The organism is Streptomyces pactum (assembly GCF_016031615.1).
Lineage (GTDB): Bacteria > Actinomycetota > Actinomycetes > Streptomycetales > Streptomycetaceae > Streptomyces > Streptomyces pactus.
On sequence record NZ_JACYXC010000001.1, the window covers coordinates 2,817,713 to 2,840,523 of the forward strand.

Below are 22,811 nucleotides of genomic sequence, written 5' to 3' on the forward strand. Positions count from 1 at the left end.
CCCTCGTAGACTGCCGGAATGACGTCCCTGGACCCGGCAGCCGGTGGGCCCGTGACGAGTGACGCCCTGCAGGTGCTGCACCGCGTCTTCGGCTACGACTCGTTCCGCGGCGACCAGCAAGAGATCATCGAGCACGTGGCGGGCGGCGGCGACGCCCTCGTCCTGATGCCGACCGGCGGCGGCAAGTCGCTCTGCTACCAGATCCCGGCCCTGGTCCGGCAGGGCACCGGTGTGGTGATCTCACCGCTGATCGCCCTGATGCAGGACCAGGTGGACGCGCTGCGCGCGGTGGGCGTCCGGGCCGGGTTCCTCAACTCCACCCAGGACCTGGACGAGCGGCGGCTGGTGGAGGCGGAGTTCCTCGCCGGCGAGCTGGACCTGCTCTACCTGGCGCCCGAGCGGCTGCGGGTGGAGTCCACCCTGTCGCTGCTGGACCGGGGCACCATCGCGCTCTTCGCGATCGACGAGGCGCACTGCGTCGCCCAGTGGGGCCACGACTTCCGGCCCGACTACCTGGCGCTGTCCGCCCTGCACGAGCGCTGGCCGGCCGTGCCGCGCATCGCGCTCACCGCGACCGCCACCCGGGCCACCCACACCGAGATCGCCTCCCGGCTGGGACTCCAGGACGCCCGCCACTTCGTGGCCAGCTTCGACCGGCCGAACATCCAGTACCGGATCGTGCCGAAGAACGAGCCCAAGCGGCAGCTGCTGGAGCTGCTGCGCACCGAGCACCCGGGCGACGCGGGCATCGTCTACTGCCTGTCCCGGGCCTCGGTGGAGAAGACCGCCGCCTTCCTGGTGGAGAAGGGCATCCCCGCGCTGCCGTACCACGCCGGGCTGGACGCCGCCACGCGCGCCGCGCACCAGTCCCGGTTCCTGCGCGAGGACGGCCTGGTGATGGTCGCGACCATCGCCTTCGGCATGGGCATCGACAAGCCCGACGTCCGTTTCGTCGCCCATCTCGACCTGCCCAAGTCGGTCGAGGGCTACTACCAGGAGACCGGCCGCGCGGGCCGGGACGGCCTGCCCTCCACCGCCTGGCTCGCCTACGGGCTCCAGGACGTGGTGCAGCAGCGGAAGATGATCAACGGCAACGCGGAGGGCGACGAGGCGCACCGCCGCCGGCTGACCGCCCACCTGGAGGCGATGCTGGCGCTCTGCGAGACGGTGGAGTGCCGCCGGGTCCAGCTGCTGAACTACTTCGGCCAGTCCGGTGAGCCGTGCGGCAACTGCGACACCTGCCTGACCCCGCCGGCCGCCTGGGACGGCACCGTACCGGCCCAGAAGCTGCTGTCCACGGTGGTCCGGCTCAAGCGGGAGCGGAACCAGCGCTTCGGAGCCGGCCAGATCATCGACATCCTGCTGGGGAAGAAGACCGCCAAGGTCATCCAGTTCGACCACGACGCGCTGAGCGTCTTCGGCATCGGCACCGAGCTGGGCGAGGCCGAGTGGCGGGGCGTGGTGCGGCAGCTGCTCGCCGCCGGGCTGCTCGCCGTCGAGGGCGAGTACAGCACCCTGGTGCTCACCGAGGCCAGCGGCGAGGTGCTGCGGGGTGAGCGGAAGGTGATGCTCCGCCGGGACCCGGAGAAGCCGGCCCGGGCGGCGAAGGCGACGAAGCCGGCGAAGGGCCGCCCGGTCGCCGACCTGCCCGAGGCCGCGGTGCCGGTGTTCGAGCGGCTGCGGGCCTGGCGGGCCGCGACCGCCAGGGAGCAGGGCGTGCCGGCCTACGTGATCTTCCACGACGCGACGCTGCGGGAGATCGCCACCACCGCCCCGGCCACCCTCGCCGAGCTGGGCACGGTGAACGGCGTGGGCGAGAACAAGCTGGCCAAGTACGGCGAGGCGATCCTGGAGGTGCTCGCCGACGGCGGCGCGGATCCGGCGGCGGCCCCCGGCGGCGCGGAGCCGGCGGCCCCGGGCGGCACCGGCCACCGGGCGGGCGTGACCGCTACGGCGGGTGCGGTGGGTGCGTCCGGCGGGACCGCGGAGGCCCGGGCCGGCGGCCGGGCGACGGCCCGGGGCGCGGCGACGGCGGCCGGTGCGACCACGGCCGGGAGCCGGGGAGCCGCCGGCAGCCGGGGAGCGGCGGGACCGGCGGCTCCGGAGGCGTCCGGTCCGCTCTGGCCGGACGACCTGGCGGAGCCCGACCACGAGCCGGAGCCGGACGACATCGACTGGTGACCGGGGCGGCGGCCCGGCCGCGGCGGACCACCGGGCGGCCCCCACGGCGGTCCACCGGGCGGCCCGGCCCGCGGCGCACCGCCGGGCCGGGCCGGGCCGCCGGAGGCGTCAGCCGCCGCGCAGCACCGGACCCAGCTGCTCGGCGAGCCGGCGCGGGAGCGCGTCGCGGTTCCCGCCGTGGAGCAGCATCGCGTGCACCTCGCTCTGGATCAGCTCGGTGAACGCCGCGTAGTACGGGGTGACCGGCCGGGGGCGGGCCGCGGCCAGCGCCTGGCGCAGCGGGGCGGCGTAGACCGGCAGCCGTCCCGGGTCCGGGGCGGCGGCGCCGGACTCCCCCGCGGCCCCGTCCGCGCCTGCCGCCGGCTCCGCGTCGGCCGTCCGGTCGGCCGCCCGGCCCCGGCCTGCGCTCCCGCCCGTCCCCGCCGGGCCGTCGCGGTCGCCGCCGTCCCCGTTCCCACCGTCCGCGGAACCGCTGTCGGTGCCGCCGTCGGTGCCGCCGGCCGGGTGCTCCGGGTCGCCCGGGGCGTCCGCGCCGCCGTCGCCGTCCGGCGGCAGTGAGCAGCGCACCGGGTCCCCCGAGGGGTCGTAGCTGGACCGCAGCACCGGGGCGAACCCGACGTCCAGCAGGCAGCGCTGCTGGGCCGGTTCGGTCAGGTACGCCAGGAGTTCGCGGGCGGCGGCGGAGTGCTCGCTGCGGGTGGTGATGGCCAGGTTCTGGCCGCCGAGCACGGAGGTCCCCGGCTTCCCGTCGCCCTGGCCGGGCAGCGCCACCACCCCGAACCGGCCCTTCAGCCGGGAGCCCTCGGCCGCGAGGATGTTGTACACGTACGGCCAGTTCCGCATGAAGGGCACCTTGCCGTCGCGAAAGGCGGCCAGGCTGTCGTGCTCGTCGGCGCGGCGCGCCAGCGCCCTGGGCATCAGGTCGCGGTACTGCCGGTAGAGGTTGTCCAGCCCGTACCGCACCTCGACGCTGTCGGCGGTCACCTCGCCGTCCTCGCCGACGAACCGGCCGCCGCGCGCCCACACCGCCTCCAGGGCGTTGACGGTGAGCCCCTCGTACGGGCCGAGCTGGGTGATGTAGCCGTCCTCGAAGCGCCGGGTGACCCGTTCCGGGTCCCGGGCCTCGGCCACGTCCTCCTCCAGCTCGGCCCAGGTGCGCGGCGGGCGCCAGTCCCGGTCCCGCCAGATGTCGGTGCGGTAGTACAGCAGCGCGGCGTCGGTGTTGAACGGCACCGCCCAGGTCCGGCCGTCGTACCGGGTGGTGGCGGCGACGCTGGGCCAGATGTCCTCGGGCAGCTCGCCGGCGAGCGGGCGGATCAGCCCGCCCGCGGCGAACTCGGCGGTCCAGGTGACGTCGATGTTGACCACGTCGTAGTCGGCGCTGCCGGACTGGAGGGCGGCGATCAGCTGACTGCGCACCTCGTCGGCCGCGGCCGGCAGCTTCACGATCTCCACCGTGTAGTCGTCCCGCTGCCGGTCCCACGCCTCGATGAGCCGCTCCCGCACCGGGCCGATCGAGACGTCCGAGGCGGTCGCCACCCGCAGCACCCGCGGGGTGCCGGCCCCCGCCGAGGTGGCGCCCGGCGGGGGTACGGCGGACGGGCCCGCGCCACCACCGGAGGTGCAGGCGGTGCAGAGCAGCAGCACGGCGGCGGCGAACCGCCCGAGCCCGCGGCGCCGGGGCCTCCTCCCGTGCCCCCGGGACCTCGTGGCGTATCCCCGGGCCCTCATCGCGTGCCCCCTCCTTGTACGTGGTCGGAGATCCGCTCGGCGAGCTGCCGGGCGGCCTCCTCGGGACGGCCGGAGACACAGAAGTCCTCCCCGCCGAAGGCCAGGCGCTGGATGACCGCCTCGGAGCAGCCCGCGTCGCGCACCGAGAGCACCAGCACCGGCGGGGTGCCCTCCTCGTCGCGGGTCTGCTCCCAGGCCAGGTGGTCGTCGCGGTCCGGGTCGCCGCGCGGCCGGTCGTCCCCGTCGGTGACCAGCACGATCAGCGGGTGGTCCTCGCCCTTCATGGCGGCCACCGCCCGGTCCAGCACCTCGTACACCGCGGCGCCCCGCGGCACCACCCGGTCCGGGGACAGCGCCGCCAGCCACGTCCGGGCGGCGGCCTGATCGTCCCCGCGGGTGCCCGGCGCCACCACCACCCGCGGGGTCTCCGGGCCGTCGGCGGAGCCGGGGTAGCTCCACAGGCCGTACCGGTCCTCGGGGCCGAGGGTCTTCAGCGCCCGGCTCAGCGCCCGGCCGACGGTGCCGAGCTTGCCGCCGGTGGCGAGCGAACCGGAGTTGTCCACCAGGAAGAGGACCTGACCGGGCCGGAGCGTCTCGGCGTAGGCCGCCGCGGCGGCGTCCGCCTCGGGCCCGCCCGGCGGCCGGGCCACCACCTCCACGTCCTCCAGCACCCCGCTGTCCGGGTCGGCCCACGCCTGTCCCTGCGGCGGTGCCGGCCGCTGCCCCGGGTCCACCCCCCGCACCAGGCCGTCCAGCAGGTGCCGGCTGCCCCCGTGGGTGAGCCACGCGTGGAACCGGCTCACGGCGGCGGTCCGCCGGGTACGGTCCGGGGCGTCGGGCGCCCCGTCCCAGCGGACCTCGGCCAGCGGCAGGTCGAGGGCCGGCACCCCGGCCGGGTAGTAGGCGAGCAGCCGGTCGCTGTCGTCCAGGGGCTTGTTGTTGTCGCAGGACGAGTGGGGCCGCCGGCCGAGGTTGTGGTCCGCCACCGCCTTCTCCGACACCAGGGCCGCCGCCTCACCGGGCGGCGGCAGCCCGGCGTCACCGGTGTACTGCTCGCACAGCAGGGTGTCGGCGTCCCGCTGGAGCGGATGCCGGTCGTCCACCTGGCGCTCGGCGTGCTCCGCGTCGTCGTCGTCCGCCGAGCCGCTCCACGGTCCGTCGTGCCCGGCCCGGTACAGCCCGACGGTGTGCAGCAGCCCGGTTTCCGAGGAGGCCGGGTCCGGACGCAGCAGCGGCAGGTCGGGGGCCGCCTCGTCCAGCGCCGCCAGCAGCTCCGGCCAGGTGCTGCCGGTGCGCCGGGCGCCCGCCTCCCGCATCGCGTCGGCCAGTTTCGCGGGCACCGCCAGCACCAGCGGTGAATACCCGGTGGGCCCCAGGGCGGTCACCCTCGCCGGCCCGCCGGTCCGCCCCACGCGCTCCTGGATACGGCCGAGCTCGGCGCTGGAGCCGAGCGCGACCAGGTCCGGCTGCGGCCCCACGTCCTGGAGCGGCGTCTCCCGGCAGTGCGGCCCGCCCGGCCCGCCGTCCGTGCCGGAGCCGGTGGGGCCGGTGCCGGGGCCGGGGGTGCCGGCCGGGCCCGCGCCGGCGGGGCAGGGGGCCGCCCGTACCGGCGGCCGGTGAGGTGCCAGGCCACGCGTCGGCCGCGGCGAACGCCTCCACGATGTCGCCGGCCGGGGCCTCGTAGACGGTGATGTTGGTCCGGCGGCAGTCGCCCGGCGCCTCGTCGTCCTCGCCCAGCGGCTGCCGGTTGGCCGAGGAGGCGGAGTACGCGGCGACGGCCCGGCTCATCGCGGCCCGGTTCTCGGTCGAGGCGAGCAGCCGCAGCTCCAGCGGCGGCGGGCAGGCGGCGACCTGCCCGGTGTCCCGCAGGACGAATACCCCGGCGCCGGCCAGCACCACCAGGGCGGCCCCGATCGCCGCCGTCGTCCGCGGCCGCCGGCGCCACCACCGGCCCGGCGACGGCGGCCGGGCGCTGCCCGGACGGCCGGCGGCCCGGCGGGAGCGGCGCCGGCCGAACCGGGGCGCGGCCGGCCACCACCGGCGGCGGGGCTCAGGCCGGCCCCGGACACCCCTGACCCGGACGCCTCGGTCCCCGTGCTCTCGGCAGGAGTGGATTCGGTGGGATCGGTGGGTTCGATGGGTTCGGCAGGCCGGCCGGGACCGGTGGGGCCGGCAGAGGTCCGGCCGCCCGTGGCCGGACGGTGACCGGTGGCCGGGCCGTCGCCGGTGGCCGGGCCGACACCGGACGTACGGCCCGGGGCCGGGGATCCTGGGCCGGGCGGGCCGGGGTGGTGGAGGGGTCGCCGCTCCCGCCGGGCGCCGTACCGGTCGGGCCGGGCGGACCGCCCGCCGTCACTGCCGGGTCCGCCGCCGGCGGATCACCCGCTGCGGGGCCCGGCGCCGGCGCATCCGGCGTGATGCCGGCCACCGCCGTACCGGTCACGGGCGTTCCGGTCACGGGATGTCCGTCCACCGCCGCACCGGTCGGGGCCGTTCCGCCCACCGCCGGCCCGGGCGGTGCCGCCCCGGCCGGGGCCTCGCCGGGCACGCCCCCACCGCCAACGGCACCGGCACTGGGACCGGGACCGGGACCGGGACCGGCGCCCGCACCCCCGTCTGCACCGGTCCGGACGCGGCGGGTCAGCAGGATGTCCGGGCCGTCCCCGCCACTGCCGTTGCGGGGTCCCCAGCCGTCGGTGACGTGCGGGGCCGGCCAGTCGCGCATCACCTCGTCCAGCCGACCGAACAGCTCGTGCAGGGTGAGGCCGCCCGCCTCCGCCGCCCCGCCCCGCGCCATCGCGGTGACGATCGCGTCGGTGAACGGGCTCCGGCCGTTGGGCAGCGGCTCGCTCGGCTGGGTGCGGGTGCGCGGGACCGAGGCGAGCACGTAGTGCCCGCGCTCCCCGCTGCCGGCGTGCTGGTCGGCCGCCATCCCGGAGTAGCAGCAGTCCAGGATGAACACCGCGCGCCGCACCTTGCCCTTGCCCACCGTGTCCGGGATCAGTGACCAGCGCAGCGCGGTCCCGCCCAGGTCGCCGTCGAGGTCGGCGCCCGGCGCCAGCAGGTACAGCACGTTCTCCAGCGCGTGCCGGTAACCGTGCCCGACGAAGTAGAACAGCAGCAGGTCGGTGGTCTCCTGCGCGGCGCGGCGCAGCTCGTCGTACCACTCACCGCGCTCGGGGGACCGCAGCACGCGCACCCGGTCCGCGGCGAAGACCGCGTCCGGCCCGGTGCACAGCGCGTCCCGGAGCGCGTCCAGGTTCGCGTCCGTGTACTCCAGGACGTCGAAGCCGCCCTCGCGCACCGTCCCCACGCCGACCAGCAGTGCCCGGGAGCCGGCGCGGTCCGGCAGCCGTCCGCCGGCCACCGCTCACTCCCCGCCCGACGTGGCCGCTTCCAGCTCCTCCCTGATCCGCCGCACGAGGTCGGGCACCTTCTCGGCGGTCAGGCCCTCCTCGGTGACCTCCACCGGTTCCCGGCCGGGCACCCGCAGCACCACCACGGTGCGCCCGCCGTCGTCCAGCCGGGACCGGGTGCGCAGCCAGCCGGCCAGCGAGCCGACCAGGGCCCGTACCGCCTCACCGACCAGCGTGGTGCCGGCCACCAGCACCAGTTCCTCCACCACGCCGGCGGTGCCCGGCGCCGGCGGCCTGGTGAGGGTCCAGTGGTGAGTGACGTCCTGCTCGTCTCTCAGCCAGCCTTCGATCCCCCGTAACTCCGCGTCCCGGGGCCGCCCGCCCCGGACGTCGATCGCGATGCTCCGCTGTGCCACAGCCCCGCCCCGTCCGTCGCCGCGCGCGACTCCCCCGGCGCGCGTCCGCCCCTTGATTCTCCGGCGGTGCGCGCGAAAGCGCCAGGGGTCGGCGGCACGGTCGGGCCGGCGGGGGGCGTGATCGCGGCCGGGCCCGCGCGGCGGCCGCCGGGGGCGGACCGGCAGGGCCGCGCCCGCCGACGGGCGGGAGCGGCCGGCGGGCAGGGGTGGGGGCGGCGGGCAGGGGGCAGGGGCCCGGGCGGCGAACGTCGTCGGCAGCGGGCACACGTCGGCGCACCGGCCGGTGGCGGGCCCCGGACTCCGGGCGGACGGGCCCATCCGGAGGCGCCCCGCCGCCCCGGACCCGGCCGGAACGCCCCTGCGGCCCGGACCCGGCCGGGCAGGATCCGGCGGGCCGGGCTTCCGGGGGGACCGGGGACCTGGCGCCCGGCCCCCAGGCCCGCCCCCGGCCGTCAGTCGGCCATGTTGTCCGGGCAGCGGGTGCCGCGCGGGAACTGGTACGGGGCGGCGATCCGGTAGGTGCCGGGACGCGGTGCGTGCAGCACGGTCCACTCGTCCTCCGGCTCGCCCTCCGCGGCCTCCTGCACCTGGTTGGTCAGGCAGCCCTTGCGGTTGACCGGCGGCCCGTCCTCCCGCAGCGGCTTGGGCGCCTTGATGCCGTCGCCGTCCTCGTCCACCAGGCCCAGCCACGGCGAGTAGGGGATGCGGATGAGGACCGGGCCCTCGGACTCCACGTCGATGACGAGTTCGTCGGCGCCGGCGCGCACCACGGTGGCGGGCGGGTCGGCGATCGGCGTCGGGTCCAGGACCTTGTACAGCTTCCAGTTGGTGTCGGACCAGACCTCGTCCAGGTACGGCACGCCCCCGGCGAGCAGCTCCGCCTCCGGGTACGACCACACGTCCGGGTCGTCCTTGGGCAGCACCACGTAGTGCACGGCCCAGCGGTGCAGCCACTTCTGGTACTCGCCCGGGTCGAGCGGCTTGTCGTCGTCCTCGTAGAAGATCGGGTTGCGCTCCATGTCGGCCTGGCGGTTCCAGCCGCGCGCCAGGTTGACGTACGGCGCCAGCGCGGACGCCTCGCGGTGGCTGCGCACCGGGACCACCTCGACCCGGCCCCGGTTGGCGCCCACCCGGTCGAGCTGGTCGATCAGCGGCGCCAGCTCGCGGTTCCAGGCCGCGGCCGGGGTGGTGTGGATGATGTCGTCCACGGTCTTCACCACCTGCCAGATGCTGACCATGGCCAGCGACAGCACCAGCACCAGCCACTTGCGGCCCCGGTCGGTGCGGCGCACCTCGTCGAGCCCGGCCGGCTTGCGGTGGTTGACCAGCGCGGCGAGCAGCAGCACCCCGCCGAAGATCATCCCCAGCCGGGTGATGTTGGTGCCGATCTGCGAGGGGATCGCCCACACCAGCACCACGCCGATGCCGTACAGCGCGGCGCCGACCCGCACCGTGCGCCACTGCTTGGGCGAGGCGTAGAAGACGGCGGCGGCGGTCCAGCACGGCAGCAGCGTGGACCAGAAGATCATCGGCTGCTTGCCGGAGAACGGGAAGAGGTACGAGGACGCGGCCACCACCATCACGGGGGTGACGCCGAGGGCGTACGCGGCGGGCCGCCGGCGGGTCAGCCACAGCGCCGCCGCGACCACGCCGACGAAGAGTCCCGCCACCGGGCTGGACATGGTGGACAGCGCCGCGAGCACCGCGGCCGCGGCGAACCGGCCGATCTTGTGGCCCCAGTGGCGGCTGCGCCACTTGGTGGGCCAGGCGAAGATCACCGCGACGGCGCCCAGGCCGAACATGGTGCCCAGGCCGAAGGTGACCCGGCCGGAGATCGCGTTGCAGACCAGCGCCAGCGTGCCGTAGAGGGCCGGCCACAGCGGCCGGGAGACCACCTTGGAGCGGATCAGCAGCAGCGCCAGCAGACCGGCCGAGATCGTTCCGGCGATCATCATCGTGGTCCGGACGCCGAGCACCGCCATCAGGTACGGCGAGATGACGCTGTACGACACCGGGTGCATGCCGCCGTACCAGGCGAGGTTGTAGGCGCGGTCCGGGTGCTGGAGCGCGAACTCCGCCCAGGCGTCCTGCGCCGCCAGGTCACCACCGCTGTTGGCCAGCAGCGCGACCCACAGCAGATGCAGGATTCCTGCGAAGATCAATGCGGCGGGCACAGGATGGAACATTACGCTCCGGACACGCCCGTGCCGGATACGCCGGAACCAGGAGTTCCGGCCGTCGTCCCCGTTCGGACGGGCCCCGTTCGGGGCGGTGCCGTTGGGGTCGGTGCCGTTCAGGTCGGTGGCGGCCACCGGATCACCACCGCCCGGTTCGGTTCCGCCGTCCTCGCCGTCGGGACCCGATCTGCGCTGCGCGGGTACGTGTATTCGTCCGGCGGCGTCCACCGCCGGGCTTCCGCTCTTCCCGGCCCGTGTCGGATCCACGGTCGTCACTACGGCTCTCCCCGTCTTCCCCCGGAGTCTCCTCCACTGTCCAACGCCGGCCTGGTGCCCCGCGCGGGCACGGGGCCGGCGGCAGCGGGGACGCATCAGGGGTCCTGGCGACGCTAGCACGCGCGACGCCCCTGATGCCCCGCGGGGCGCGGGACGCCCCGGGCCCGCGGGCCGTCGCCGGGACCGACCGGAGGTCCCTCCGACGGGTGACGGGCCGTCCCGGCGGCACCGTCACCACCCCGGGTGACCTGCGGCCCCGGGCCCGGCCGGGCCCGCGCCGCCCGGCCGCCCGGCGGGCCGGGCCGACCCTCGGGCGCCCCCGGGGTGATCCGCGGCACCCACCGCACCGTGGAGGTGATCCACGGCACCCGGCGTGGCGCGGGGGTGACCCATGGCACCCGGCGTGGCTCGCGGGGCTGACCCGCGGCCCCCGCCGTCCCGCGGAGGCCGGTCCCGGGGCGCCGCCCGGGGTGATCCACGGCAGCGACCGCCACGCACCACCGGCCCGGGCCGCCGGCGCGGCACCACCGGCACCGGACCTCTACGCGACACCACCGGCACGGGACCTGTGCGCGGCACCACCGGCACGGGACCTCTACGCGACACCACCGGCACGGCGCCGAAGCCCCGGGCCACCGTCCCGGGCCGCCGTCCCCGGCCGGTCCTTCCGCGCCGCGTCCGTCGCCGGCGCGGGCCGTGCGACCGCGGCCCCGTACCGCCGCGCCCGCCGCTCCGGGCCGGGAACGGCCGGCGGCCCGGGGACGGACGGTTCCGTCCCCGGGCCGCCGGTGGGCGCCGGCCGTACGGCCGGTCAGCCGAGCCGGGTCAGCTTGTCGCCGAAGCCCGGCTCCGCCAGGTCCTTCTGGAGCGCCACCGGCACGGTCGCCCGCTCCGGTCCGGTGCCCACGTTCAGCTGTCCGATCACCGTGCCGGCCTTGGCCGAGTGCGGCAGCCCGTCACCGTTGACGGTGAGCTTGAACTCGACCTCGTGGCCGGGCCAGCCGGCCCCCTGGAGGTCCTTGGTGGCCACCACCGGGGTGGTACCGCCGAGACCGTCGTCGACCTCCCCGACGACCTGGCCCTTGCGCACCAGCGTCGCCGCGGTCAGCGCCTTGCGCACCGCCTTGATCTGCTTCTCCGACTCGTCCAGGACGAGCGCCAGGTGGGCGTTGGGGTCGGTGCTGCCGGTGCGCTGGTCGAGGGTGACGCCGAGCACCAGGCGGTCCTTGCCACCGACGGTCCGGTACGTCGCCCACATCAGGGCGCCGCCGGCCGGGGTGTTCGATCCCGTCTTGATGCCCCGCACCACCAGGTCCGGGTCGGCCACCAGCCGGTTGTTGTTGAAGATCCGCCCCACCCCGGGGATCTCGATGTCCGGGGTCGCCACGATCTTCCGGAACGTCTCGATCTTCATCACCGCGCTGGCCAGCTTGAGCTGGTCCTCCGCGGTGCTCTGGGTGCTGGCCTTCAGACCGCTGGGGTCGGTGTACGTGGTGTTGGTCATCCCCAGGTCGCGGGCGGCGTCGTTCATCTTCTTCAGGAACGCCTGCTCGCTGCCCGCGTCCCAGCGGGCGAGCTGCCGGGCGACGTTGTTCCCCGAGGGGATCATCGTCATCTCCAGCATCTGGCGGAGGGTGAACTTCTGCCCCTCCTCCACCGGCACCCGGGACTCGTCCTTGTTGCCCGCCTCGCGGCCCGCCTGGGCGTCGATGGTGATCCGCTGGCCGGGCTCGTCGGGCTTGAGCGGGTGGCTCTTGAGCACCACGTAGGCGGTCATCACCTTGCCGACGCTGGCGATCGGCACGGGCTTCTGCGCGCCGTACGTCCCCAGGCTGCCGACGCCCTCGACCAGGGCGGCGGCCTGTCCCTCGCCCGGCCACGGCATGGTGAACCGCTCTCCCTCGAAGGTGAAGGAGGTCTGTCCGGCCGAGCGCAGCTCGGGCTCCGGCAGCGGGCGCAGCGCCTGCACCACACCGAAGATGATCACCAGCAGCAGCACCAGCGGCGTCCAGATCTTGATCCGCCGGACGATGGTGCGCACCGGGGTCTCCGGCGGCGGCGGGGTGTTGGTCAGCTGGGCCAGCAGGTCCAGCGGCGCCGGCTCCCCCACCGGCGGCAGCGGCTGCTGACGGGTCCGCTCGGACTCCGGCAGCGTGCCGGTCCCGGCCGCGGGAGCCGCCCCGGCGGCGGCCGGTGCCTCGGCCCCGGCCCGCGGCGCGGTGGTGGCCGGCGCCGGGGCGGTGCCGTTCCGCGGCTTCCGGCCGGTGTCCGGGTCGTCCGCCGAGCGCAGCGGCACGAAGGTGCTGGGACGCCCGTCCGCGCCGGCGGCCGGCTTGCCGGTACCGTCTCCGGCCGGCTTCTTCGGCTCCGGCTTCTTCGGCTCCGCGCTCGTGCCCGCCGGACGGTCGCCGGTCTTGTCGCCGGTCTTGCCGCCGGCCTTCGCGGGAGGCCGGACGGTGCCGAGTACCGAGGTCGCCCGGTCGCGGCGGGCGGCCGGGTCCGCGGCGCCGTCCGCGTCCTCGTCCTCCTTGACCGTGTCCTTCTTGTCCGTGTCCTTCGCGCCTGCGGTTTTCGCGCCCGCGGCCTTCTTGTCCCCGTCCTTCGCCCCGTCGCGCCGGGTGTCGTCGCCCTTCCCGCCGTCACGCTCGGCGGCGCGGTCCGCGCCGCTCTTCCCGCGATCGCGCCGCTCGGCCGTGCCGCCGGCGGCGTCGCCGTCCTCGTCGCCGTTCGCCGTACCGCCGTCGGACACCGTGCCGTTCCCGGCCGCCCCGGGGGCGGTGACGGACGGCCGGACCGCGCCGAAGAACGCGGTGGCCCGGTCCGTGGCCCGCCGGGCGGCGGCGCCGTCGGCCCCCGCCCCGCCGGAGCCGGCCGTGCCGTTGGCCCCGCTCTCCGTCTCGCCGTCGGTCCCCGGCTCCGCCGTGGCGGTGCCGCGACCCGTGGCCCGCACCGTGCCGAAGAAGGCGGTGGCCCGGTCGGCGGGGGTGTCGGGGAGGTCCCGCAGCGTGCCGAAGGCCAGGGTGCGGGTGTCCTCGCCCGATCCCTCGGCCTCCGCCGCGGTGTCCTTCCCCTCCGCCTTCCCGGCGGACGCGCCGGCCGCGGACGCGGCCCGGTCCCGGCCCGCGCCGGCGGCGTCCTCGGAGGCTTCCGGGCCGCCGGAGACCCAGGCCGCCACGGCGTCCCGCAGCCGCTCGTCGCCGCCGGCCGGAGCCGGCTCGCCGCGCTCGTCCGCCGTCCCGCCGGCCTTCCGGCCGCCGTTCGGGGCCGCCGCGTCGCCGGAGCCGGCGGTGCCGTTGCGGGTACCGGGCCGCACCGGCAGCGGCCGCTGCGCCGGCCGGGTGCCCGGTTCGTCCGTCTCCCCGTCCGCCGCGTCGTCCGGCCCGTCGGGGTCCGGGGCGCCGGAGTCCGACGCGTCCGTGTCCGCCGTGCGGGCCGGGCCGGTGTCCCGTGCCGGGCCGCTCGCCGCTGCCCGAGCGACGCCGGTCACGTCCGCCGTGCCGGACCCGGCGGCGTCCCCGGATTCCGGTTCGCCTTCCGCTTCCGCTCCGGCCGCCGGGTCCGCCGCGGTGCCGTCGCCGTCCGCGCGCCGCCCGCTGCCGCCGTCCGCGCCATCCGTGCTTTCCGCCGCGGCCTCCGGCGTCACGGCCCGCAGGACCGTGGTCGCCCGGCCGCCCGGCGCCTTCGCCGCGGGGGCGTCCGGGTCCGCCCCGGACCCACCGGCACCGTCACCGTCAGCACCATCGGTGCCGTCAGCACCATCGGCGCCGTCGGTGCCGTCCGCGCGGTCTGTCCGGTCGTCCTCCGGCACCGTGCCGGACGATTCCGTCCCCGAGGACCGCTTCGCGTCCGGAGTACGTTCCGCTTCCGCGGACGTCTCCGTCTTCCGGGGCGACCCCGCGTCGCGGAACACCGCGAACCGGGGGTCGTGTTCGCCCCTAGTCGTCTCCCCCGACGACTTCTGCTGATCCGACGTGTCGGGGGACTCGCCCGCCACCGATGCCTCCTCGCCATGCCTCACACGGGAGGGCGCCGAGCGTCGGCCCCGTCCCGCCGTCAACCGTGTACCAGTGTCCTGTGTCCGCGGGGCTCATCGGTGCAGCCGCGCTGCCCCGACGTCCGCTGAGGGGGCCGCCCCCCTGCTAGACGAGAACGACATACCTGCCGGTTCCCACCCGAACCCCCCACGCACTCTCGACAGACCAATGTGAGAGGGGTCACCCTGTCATTCATCCACGCGGGGAGGCATGGATGGGCAGGAGCCGCAGAACAATTCCGGAGGAGCTTCTGCTGCTCGCTTTGGACCCGGCCACGGGTACCACGGCGCAGCCGCAGTCGCTCGACCTCGGCCTCGCCGGGGCACAGCTAGTGGAGCTGGCTCTGGCAGGACGGATAGCCCCTGACGGGGATCGTATCGCCGTGGTGCTGCCACGGCCGACCGGAGATCCGACATTGGACTCCGCGCTGGAGTTGCTGCGCCGTCGCGGCAGCCCGGTGCGGGCGGTCCACTGGATCGGCGGGCCCCGGCTGGGGCTGCGCCAGACGTACCTCACGCATCTGGAGCGGTGCGGCATGGTGCATGCCGTGGCCGGACAGATGTGCGGGGTGCTGCCGACCACTCGCTACCAGGCGACGGACACGGCGATCAGCCGGGAGATCAGGGCCCGGCTGGACAACGCGATCCGCACCGGGGTACCGCCGGACCCCCGGACCGCCGCGCTCGCCGCGCTGGCCCACGCGGTCGGCCTCGGCAAGCACCTGTACCCGGGCAACGAGGGCCGTTCCTCGCGCTCCCGGCTGCGGGATCTGATCAGGCACGACCCCATGGGCGGACTGGTGGCGCACGCCGTCATGGACGTCCAGAACGGCGTCGCGGCCTCGCCCCGGCGCGGGGCGGGCACGGGACGGCCGGGCCCGGGGCGCGCCGAACGGGCGTCCGGGGTGCCCCAGCAGCCGGCGCGCCGCGGCGGTATGGCGCGCGTCGGGGCGCGCTGAGAGCCGACCGCCCGGTCCGGGGCGGGAATTCGCCGAGAATTCACGCCGGCGCCGCGGGGCGCGGAACGGGCCGGGCGGGGAGCCGTGTGCGGCACGGCGGGCGGGGAGCCGCCCGCCGTGCCGCCACATCGTCCGCCGCCCCGCCGGGCGGGGCGGCGGTGGGCGCCGGGCGCGGTGCCCGGGAGCGACCGGGGCGGTCGGACCGGCGGCGCGGTGACGCGGCGCCGGCCCACCGGCTCCGGCGGCGCTCCGCCGACCGCATCCGCGGTCCCACCGACCGGTCCGGGAGCCGCCGCGGCCGCGGGGCGGTGGGCCGTCCGTCACCGATGACGGCCGGGCCACCGCCCCGCGCGCCTGACCGGGCCGGGATCCGGTCGCACCCCGGCGCGCGCCACCGGCGCTCCGGCCGACGCGGCGCGCCCCGTCCGGGGGCGTGCGGCCCGGCCGCGTCCGCCACCGGCCGCGCCGCCGCGCACCCCCTCGTACCACCCGCCGCGCCACCGGGCCGCGGCGCCGGGCCGGCAGCGGACCCGGGGCACCGGGTGCGGCCATTTCCCAGCGCCGCGCGGACCGTTGGTGGCAGGCTGCTGACCAGCATCAAGCAGCAGTACGAAGCCGGAGGTGCACGTCCCGTGACGTCCAACGTCGGCCCCACCGTTCGGCGACGCCGATTGGGCCAAGAACTGCGCAGACTCCGCCAGGAGAAGGGCATGACGGCGGAGGAGGTGGCCGAGGAGCTGATGGTTTCCCAGTCGAAGATCAGCCGACTGGAGAACGGCCGCCGCAGCATCAGCCAGCGCGACGTGCGCGACCTGTGCCGGGTCTACAAGGTCGAGGACAAGCACCTGGTCGAGTCGCTGATGCACATGGCCAAGGAGTCCCGCCAGCAGGGCTGGTGGAACGCCTTCGGCGACGTCCCGTACAGCGTCTACATCGGGTTCGAGACCGATGCGGCGTCGTTGCGGGTGTACGAACCGCAGGTCATGCCCGGCCTGTTGCAGACCCCGGAGTACGCCGAGGCGGTGATCTGCGGGGCGCTCCCGGAGGCCCCGCCGGACCAGCTGGCCCAGCGCGTCCAGGTCCGGCTGCGGCGCCAGGAGCGGATCACCGACCCGCTCACGCCGCTGCGGCTGTGGGCGGTGGTGGACGAGGCGGCCATGCGCCGGGTGGTGGGCAGCCCGAAGATCATGAGCGACCAGCTGGAGTACCTGGTGCGCATGAGTTACGAGCCGCACGTGACGGTGCAGGCGCTGCCGTTCGACATGGGTTCGCACCCGGGAATGAGCGGCCAGTTCACCATTCTGGAGTTCTCCGACGAGTCGGACACCAGCGTCGTCTATCTCGAAGGCGTGACCAGTGATCTGTACCTGGAGAAGCTCTCGGACGTGCAGAGCTACAGCATGATGTACGAACATCTGCGGGCACAGGCGCTCAATGCGGACCAGAGCAGGCAGTTCATCTCCGAAGTGGCCCGCGATCACCTGCGCCGAATTACCTCCGGCTGAACACCGGAACGCATGGCGGCGGAGAGTACACCGCTCCGCCGCCGGCGCGGAAGGGACCCCCGCCATATGCCACCCGGTCGAGTGAACGGCCGCTTTTTGCACGGGAGTTGGCGAGTAGTGTCGATCACACCTCCTCACGAGGCGCAATCACACCCCTTCCAACCATCGGAGCAGACGTGGCCATTCAGCTGGGAACGCAGGACGCTTGGATGAAATCCTCCTACTCGGGCGGCAACGGCGCCTGCGTGGAGGTGAAGGCCCCCACCACTCAGGCGGTTGCCGTGCGCGATTCCAAGGACCCGCACGGTCCGGCGCTCAGCTTCGCCCCCGAGGCGTGGGCCGCGTTCGTCTCGGAGGTGTCCGGCGGGGCGTTCGACATCGATTGAGTTCCGCGACACATCCGATAGCGGTATTCCGTAGCGGAAACCGAACGGGCCCTCTCGACCGGCCGCCGTCCCCGCCGAGAGGGCCGTTCGTGCGTCCTGGTCCGATATTCGGGCGCATTCCCCGGGCGGCGGGTTTCGCCCCCCATTCCCCGGCCCATTCCGACGCCTCGCACGTATGCCCCGTTCCGATGCTCTTCCGGCACCCCTTTCCGCCGGGAGGTGGGCTTCGGCGGACCGTTTTCCGGGTGCCGGCGGGCGGATTTCCTCCCGGGCGGCGGGTTTCGGCGGCAGCCCTTTCACCGGAGCCGGCGGCGACATTCGGCACGTCCCATTTACCGGGGCCGGGTGGTGTTCGACGGTGATTCCTTCACCCGGTCCGGCCCTGCGGTCTCCGGCGGATCGTTTCCCGGCCGGCCGTACTTCCCGGCGCCCGGCCTCTCTTTCCGCCGGTCCGTGACATGCGGCGCTCTTCCGGCCCGCGATCCGCCTGCCGTGCGCCCGCGACGCGACCCGGCCGCCGTTCCCCCGGACGCCCCTCCGGCGCCCCACTCGTCTCCCCTCCGGCCGCCCTTTCCGCCGGTCCGTGCCGCGTCCCGCCGGCCGGCCTCGTACGGCCCCTCCCGCCGCCTCCGCCGGGCGCCCCGCCGCGTTCGGCCCCGCCTGCCGTTCGCGGCGGCCCGGCGCCTTGCCGACCGGATGTCGGACAACCGGTCCGCGGCCGACGGGTTCCTCCGTAGGCTCAGCCCACCAGCACACCGCGCTCGTGGTTCGAGTGCCTGCGCGAAGGAGCAGCCATGCGTGCCGCCGTTCCCCCGCTCGCCGCCCGCGCGACCTCGGTCGCCGGCTCCCCGGTACGCGACATCCTCGCCCTGACCGCACGCCCCGAGGTCATCTCGTTCGCGGGCGGGCTCCCGGCGCCCGAGCTGTTCGACACCGAGGGGATGGCCGCCGCCTTCGGTGCCGTCCTGGCCGAGTCCCCGCGGTCGGCGCTGCAGTACTCCACCAGCGAGGGCGACCCCGGCCTGCGGGCCGCCGTCGCGGCCCGGCTGACCGGCCGGGGGCTGCCGACCGAGCCCGACGACCTGCTGGTCACCACCGGCTCCCAGCAGGCGCTCGCCCTGCTGGCCTCGGCGCTGCTGGAGCCGGGGGACACGGTCCTGGTCGAGGTGCCGACCTATCTCGCGGCGCTCCAGTGCTTCCGCTTCGCCGGCGCCCGGATCGTGCCGGTGCCGTCCGACGACGCCGGGCTGGACCCGGTGGCGCTGGAGGAGCTGGTGGTGGCCGAGCGGCCCAAACTCCTGTACACCATCCCCACCTTCCAGAACCCCACCGGGCGCACCCTGCCGGCGGACCGGCGGCGGGCGGTGGCCTCGGTGGCGGAGCGGCACGGCCTGTGGATCGTCGAGGACGACCCGTACGGGGAGCTGCGGTTCGACGGCGAGAGCGTGCCGTGGCTCGCCGGCCTCCCGGAGGCGGCCGACCGCACCGTGCTGACCGGCAGCCTCTCCAAGGTCATGGCCCCGGGGCTGCGGCTGGGCTGGCTGCGGGCGCCGGCGGAGCTGCGCCGCGCCTGTGTGATCGCCAAGCAGGCCGCGGACCTGCACACCCCGACGGTCAACCAGCTGGCCGCGGCCCGCTATCTGGCCGACGCGGACCTCGAAGGCCATCTGGAGCGGGTGCGCGGCGCCTACCGTGAGCGGCGGGACGCGCTGCTCGCCGGGCTCGGCGAGGCGCTGCCGGCCGGTTCGCGGTGGAACCGGCCGGAGGGCGGCATGTTCGTCTGGGTGTCGCTGCCGGCCGGCCACGACGCGGCGGAACTGCTGTGGGAGGCGGTCGCGCACAACGTGGCCTACGTGCCGGGTGCGCCGTTCTTCGCCACCGACCCCGATCCGGCCACGATGCGGCTGTCGTTCGTCACCCACACCCCGGAGGAGATAGCGGAGGGGCTGCGGCGGCTCGCCCGGGCGCTGCACCGGCGTCCGGCGGAGTGACCGCCGGCGCACCCCGGCGTCGCCGGAGCCCCGGGCGGAGCCCCGGGCCGGCGGCGCGAGCGGCGGCGCCACGCCGGCGGGCGGCGCGGGCGGTGTGGACGGCGCGGACGGTGCGGACGGCGCGAGCGGGCGGCGGGGACGCCTCGGCCGGGGGCGCCTCGGCCGGGAGCGTCCCGGGTCCCGACGTCTCGCGTCCGGAGGGCGGGAGCGTCCCGCCGGGCCGTCGCCCCCGGGCCCTCCGGGGCGCCGCGGCCGGCCGGTGCCTCCCGGCCCTCCCGGGGGCGCCGTGGCCCGACGCGGCCCCGCCGGACCCGTGACGCGGCCCGGCCCCGGCGCGTGACGCGGGGCGCCTCGGCCCATCGGCCTCCTCAGACCGCCGCCGCCGGGGGCTCCTCGGCCGGCCGGCCGCCGGACTCGTAGTGGTCCACCGTCCGCCGCACCCGGCTGAGGAGTTCGCCGCTGTCCCGGTCGAGGCCGGCGGTGACCTGCGGCCGTCCGTCGTCCGGCATCCCGGCGACGAGCACCACCGAGCGCCGCGTGGCCATGGCCCGGAGGACCCCGGGGGTGTCCGGGGCCAGCCGGGGCAGGTCGGAGCCGGCGGGCGGTGCGAGCGGGAGCACCCGGTGGTCCCCCGGATCCGCGTCGATCCGGGCCAGCACCGCCGCCAGGTCCGCCGGCCGGCGGAGGGTGAGCACCGAGACGAGGACCTGGGCCGCCCCCTCGTTGTCCGCGTAGAGCGCGGAGCTGACCCGCGCGCAGCCCCCGCCGCCGGCCAGCAGCGCGGCCAGGTCCGGGGTGACCGCGCCACCGCAGTCGCCGCTGGTGACCCAGGACATCCGCCGGTACGCGGTCCCGGTCGGGAGCCGCACGGTCTCCTCGGGGAAGGCCTGCTCGGCACCGATCACGCGGCCGTCGGACGGCGGCGCGGGGGTGACCGGAGGCGCGGCGGTCGCCGGGCGCGCGTCACCGCCGGAGGACTCCCCGGTGTCGGTGAAGGCGGACAGCACCCCCAGCGGGTTGAGCACCAGCGCGCCGATCGCCAGGGTCAGCACGATCACGATGGGCAGCCGCCAGCGGTCCAGGAAGCCGCCGGACCGTCGCGATCCGCCCGCCGGACGGCCCGTTCCGGACCGCCGCCCCGCGCGCCGCGGCGGGTCCGGCTCCACCCGCAGCTCGCGCCGCATCCGCTCGGTCCGCCGCCGCTCCCGGCGGGACTGCCTGGGCCGGGCCCGCTCCTCGGCCGCCCGCCGGACCTCCTCCTCCTGCTCCTCGCGGAAGCGCGCGGTCACCAGCCGGGCCCGTGCCGAGGGCTCCTTGGGGGCGGAGGCCCGGATGGCCGCCTCGCTGTCGTTCTCGAACTTCTCCCACACGTCGTCCGGGAGCAGCGGCTCCTCCGGCGGCTGGGGCGTCGTGGTCACGGGGGCATCCTTCGGGCGTGGGCGGGGACGCACCGCGCTCCGGTCCCCCGCCGGTCTTCACCGGCGGCCGCACCGCCGTGTTCGCACTTGCGTTCCCTCACGGTACGCCAACCCGCCGACAGCGGGGGCGGCTTGGACCGCACCCGCCCGCCGTGCCGTGCCGTGCCGTCCGGACGTCGCATCAACACCGCACCACTCGGCACCCTGGGCGCGCGCCCCGGCGGCTCCTCCTCGGGCGCCGGGACCCGGCGGGCCGACCCCGGACGGCGGGCCCCACGGCAGCTCCGTCAGCGCCCCGGCACCCCCGGCACCTCGGATCCGGCCGGCCTTCCGTCCCCGCACCGCCCGCCGCACCCGGCCGCCCGCACCGGCCCGGCAGCCCCGGCCACGGGCCCGGTCCCGGAGGCGCGCAACGGTCGTGCGCAACGGGCGCGTGGGGCGTGCCGTGGCGCGCCGGTCAGGCGCGCGGGTAGCGGGCCAGCCAGGCCGGGGAGGAGACGGCCGGACCGTGCAGCGCGGGGCCCTGGGTCATCTCCATCGCGAAGTCGTCGGCCAGCTGGAGGATGGTGGCGCGCCCCTCCACCTCGGCCAGCCAGGCGGGCGGCAGCGCCGTCTCCCCGTGCAGCGCGCCCAGCAGGTTGCCGCAGATGGCGCCGGTGGAGTCGCTGTCCCCGCCGTGGTTCACCGCGAGCAGCAGGCCGTGCCGTACGTCCTCGGCGACCAGCGCGCAGTAGACGCCGATCGCCAGCGCCTCCTCACCGGTCCACCCCTCTCCCAGGGACTCCACCCGCTCCGGGGTCGGCAGGCCCTGCCGGACCGCGCCGAGCGCGTGCTTGAGGGCGTCGGTGGTCTCCTGGTGGCCGGGCCGGGTGGCCAGCTGGGCCATCGCCCGCTGCACCGATCCGTCCAGGTCGTCGCCGCGTGCCAGCCCGTGCACGATGAGGGCGAACGCGCCGGCCGAGAGGTAGCCGGTGGGGTGGCCGTGGGTCTGCGCGGCGCACTCGATGGCCAGCTGGAACACCAGTTGCGGCTCCCAGCCCACCAGCAGCCCGAACGGCGCCGACCGCATCACCGCCCCGCACCCCTTGGAGTCGGGGTTCTTCGGCCGGTCCAGGGTGCCCATCGTCCCGTCCGCCAGCCCGGACAGACAGGCCCGGCCGGGGGCGCGCTGCGCGTACAGCCACTCCTCGCGGGCGAGCCAGCCGTCGTCCGCCTTCCGCTCGTCGGGTCCCCAGTCGTGCTGGGTGGCGTACCACCGGCGGTGCGCGGAGTGGATGTCGGTGGGCGGGTGCCAGGCCCCGGTGTCCCGGCGCACCTGGGCGCGGATCAGACCGTCCACGGTGAACAGGGTCATCTGGGTGTCGTCGGTGACCCGGCCGCGCCCCCCGTACGCGGGGACGAAGTCCGTCACCCCGACCGGGCCGTGCTGGGCGCGGATGTCGGCGAGCGAGGCGAACTCCACCGCGGCGCCCAGCGCGTCGCCGATCGCGCCGCCCAGCAGGCAGCCGCGTACCCGGCTGCGGAAGTCCTGCTGTTCGGCCCTCCCCCACACGGCGGCCGTCGCGCCCGCTGCGGTCACGAACCTGCCCCTTCCCGTCGCCCCTCGCACCCCGTGAACCGGCACCGGCACTGTAATGGACGGGGCGGAACGGAACGGGTGTCGCCGGCGATTGTGAAGGACGTCATCCCGCATGCCGCCGCGGAGCGCCGCATTCCCCGGTTACGGGTGCGTTGCCGCCCGTAGCATCGGGCCATGGCGCATGAGATCTCAGTGGCCCGGCGGGAGCACCTCCGCGAACTGTCCGACGTGCTGGCCCGGGCCTTCCAGCAGGACCCGGTGGCGTGCTGGACCTTCCCCGATCCGGAGACCAGACGCCGGTCGCTGCCGAAGGTGTTCGCCGCCATGCTGCGCCATCAGCATCTGCGGCACGGCGCGTGTGAGTTCGTCACCGCCGATTCCGGCCGGATCATCGGCAGTGCCCTGTGGGACCCGCCGGGCCGCTGGAAGCAGACGCTGGTGCAGCAGCTGATCTCGCTGCCGGCGTACGCCCGGGCGGCGGGGCGCGGCGCGGCGCGGGCGGCGGCCATGGTGAACGCGATGGAGAAGGTGCACCCCTCGGAGCCGCACTGGTACCTCGCCGTCATCGGGACCGACCCCGACCCCCGGTTCCGGGGCAAGGGCCACGGCGCCGCGCTGATGCGCTCCCGGCTGGAGCGCTGCGACCGGCTGGGACTGCCCGCGTACCTGGAGGCGTCCGATCCGGAGAACGTGCCGTACTACGAGCGCTTCGGCTTCGAGGTGACCGGCATCCTTCCGGCCCCGGCCGGCGCGCCGCGCGTCCCCACCATGTGGCGGCGGCCCGGCGCCTCCTGACCCGGCCC

14 protein-coding genes are annotated in these 22,811 nt (G+C 76.3%); 6 read left to right on the forward strand and 8 right to left on the reverse strand.

Annotation, left to right across the window (positions count from 1 at the left end):
• Positions 1–18 precede the first annotated feature (18 nt).
• Complete coding sequence (gene recQ, locus IHE55_RS10975) at positions 19–2,181, forward strand: DNA helicase RecQ (RefSeq protein ID WP_197988857.1); 2,163 nt, start codon at positions 19–21, stop codon at positions 2,179–2,181.
• Between the two features lie 108 nt (positions 2,182–2,289).
• Here the strand turns inward: recQ and IHE55_RS10980 are convergent, their stop codons facing one another.
• The 6 genes from IHE55_RS10980 to IHE55_RS32615 all read right to left on the reverse strand — a co-directional run bounded on the left by IHE55_RS10980 (position 2,290) and on the right by IHE55_RS32615 (position 13,624).
• Positions 2,290–3,912 carry an extracellular solute-binding protein gene (locus IHE55_RS10980; RefSeq protein ID WP_197988858.1) on the reverse strand — a complete coding sequence of 541 codons (1,623 nt, stop codon included), beginning with the start codon at positions 3,910–3,912 and terminating at the stop codon, positions 2,290–2,292.
• Entirely contained in the window at positions 3,909–5,390 is a 1,482-nt protein-coding gene (locus IHE55_RS10985; RefSeq protein WP_197988859.1) for a vWA domain-containing protein, read from the reverse strand. Before IHE55_RS10985 ends, IHE55_RS10980 begins: the two co-directional genes overlap by 4 nt.
• 572 nt (positions 5,391–5,962) lie before the next feature.
• Positions 5,963–7,279: a caspase family protein gene (locus tag IHE55_RS10990; protein WP_197988860.1), complete on the reverse strand. Its 1,317-nt coding sequence runs from the start codon at positions 7,277–7,279 to the stop codon at positions 5,963–5,965.
• 3 nt (positions 7,280–7,282) lie between these two features.
• Positions 7,283–7,684 (reverse strand): effector-associated constant component EACC1, encoded by a 402-nt coding sequence (locus IHE55_RS32610; protein ID WP_197988861.1) that lies wholly within the window; start codon positions 7,682–7,684, stop codon positions 7,283–7,285.
• A 452-nt stretch (positions 7,685–8,136) separates the two neighbouring features.
• A complete protein-coding gene (locus tag IHE55_RS11000) occupies positions 8,137–10,137 on the reverse strand; it encodes a DUF8823 domain-containing protein (protein ID WP_197988862.1) in 2,001 nt (666 codons plus the stop codon).
• A gap of 811 nt (positions 10,138–10,948) precedes the next feature.
• Positions 10,949–13,624, reverse strand: a complete 2,676-nt coding sequence (locus IHE55_RS32615; RefSeq protein WP_197988863.1) for a D-alanyl-D-alanine carboxypeptidase family protein — start codon at positions 13,622–13,624, stop codon at positions 10,949–10,951.
• Between the two features lie 761 nt (positions 13,625–14,385).
• On the opposite strand from IHE55_RS32615, the gene IHE55_RS11010 reads away from it, so the two are divergent.
• From IHE55_RS11010 to IHE55_RS11025, 4 genes are all read left to right on the forward strand, one after another.
• Positions 14,386–15,129 (forward strand): GOLPH3/VPS74 family protein, encoded by a 744-nt coding sequence (locus IHE55_RS11010; RefSeq protein WP_197988864.1) that lies wholly within the window; start codon positions 14,386–14,388, stop codon positions 15,127–15,129.
• Positions 15,130–15,761: 632 nt separating this feature from the next.
• Entirely contained in the window at positions 15,762–16,634 is an 873-nt protein-coding gene (locus tag IHE55_RS11015) for a helix-turn-helix domain-containing protein (RefSeq protein WP_197988865.1), read from the forward strand.
• A 176-nt stretch (positions 16,635–16,810) separates the two neighbouring features.
• Complete coding sequence (locus IHE55_RS11020) at positions 16,811–17,020, forward strand: DUF397 domain-containing protein (RefSeq protein ID WP_197988866.1); 210 nt, start codon at positions 16,811–16,813, stop codon at positions 17,018–17,020.
• Between the two features lie 794 nt (positions 17,021–17,814).
• Positions 17,815–19,011 carry an aminotransferase-like domain-containing protein gene (locus IHE55_RS11025; RefSeq protein ID WP_197988867.1) on the forward strand — a complete coding sequence of 399 codons (1,197 nt, stop codon included), beginning with the start codon at positions 17,815–17,817 and terminating at the stop codon, positions 19,009–19,011.
• Between the two features lie 368 nt (positions 19,012–19,379).
• On the opposite strand, the gene IHE55_RS11030 is transcribed toward IHE55_RS11025, so the two are convergent.
• Both IHE55_RS11030 and IHE55_RS11035 read right to left on the reverse strand, forming a co-directional pair.
• The gene (locus IHE55_RS11030; RefSeq protein WP_197992316.1) at positions 19,380–20,429 is read right to left on the reverse strand and encodes a hypothetical protein; all 1,050 of its coding nucleotides are present in this window, start codon (positions 20,427–20,429) and stop codon (positions 19,380–19,382) included.
• A 457-nt stretch (positions 20,430–20,886) separates the two neighbouring features.
• The gene (locus IHE55_RS11035; RefSeq protein ID WP_307826610.1) at positions 20,887–22,008 is read right to left on the reverse strand and encodes an ADP-ribosylglycohydrolase family protein; all 1,122 of its coding nucleotides are present in this window, start codon (positions 22,006–22,008) and stop codon (positions 20,887–20,889) included.
• Between the two features lie 174 nt (positions 22,009–22,182).
• Between IHE55_RS11035 and IHE55_RS11040 the strand changes: the two genes are divergently transcribed.
• Positions 22,183–22,803, forward strand: coding sequence for a GNAT family N-acetyltransferase (locus IHE55_RS11040; RefSeq protein WP_197988869.1), 621 nt, complete (start codon positions 22,183–22,185; stop codon positions 22,801–22,803).
• Positions 22,804–22,811 lie beyond the last annotated feature (8 nt).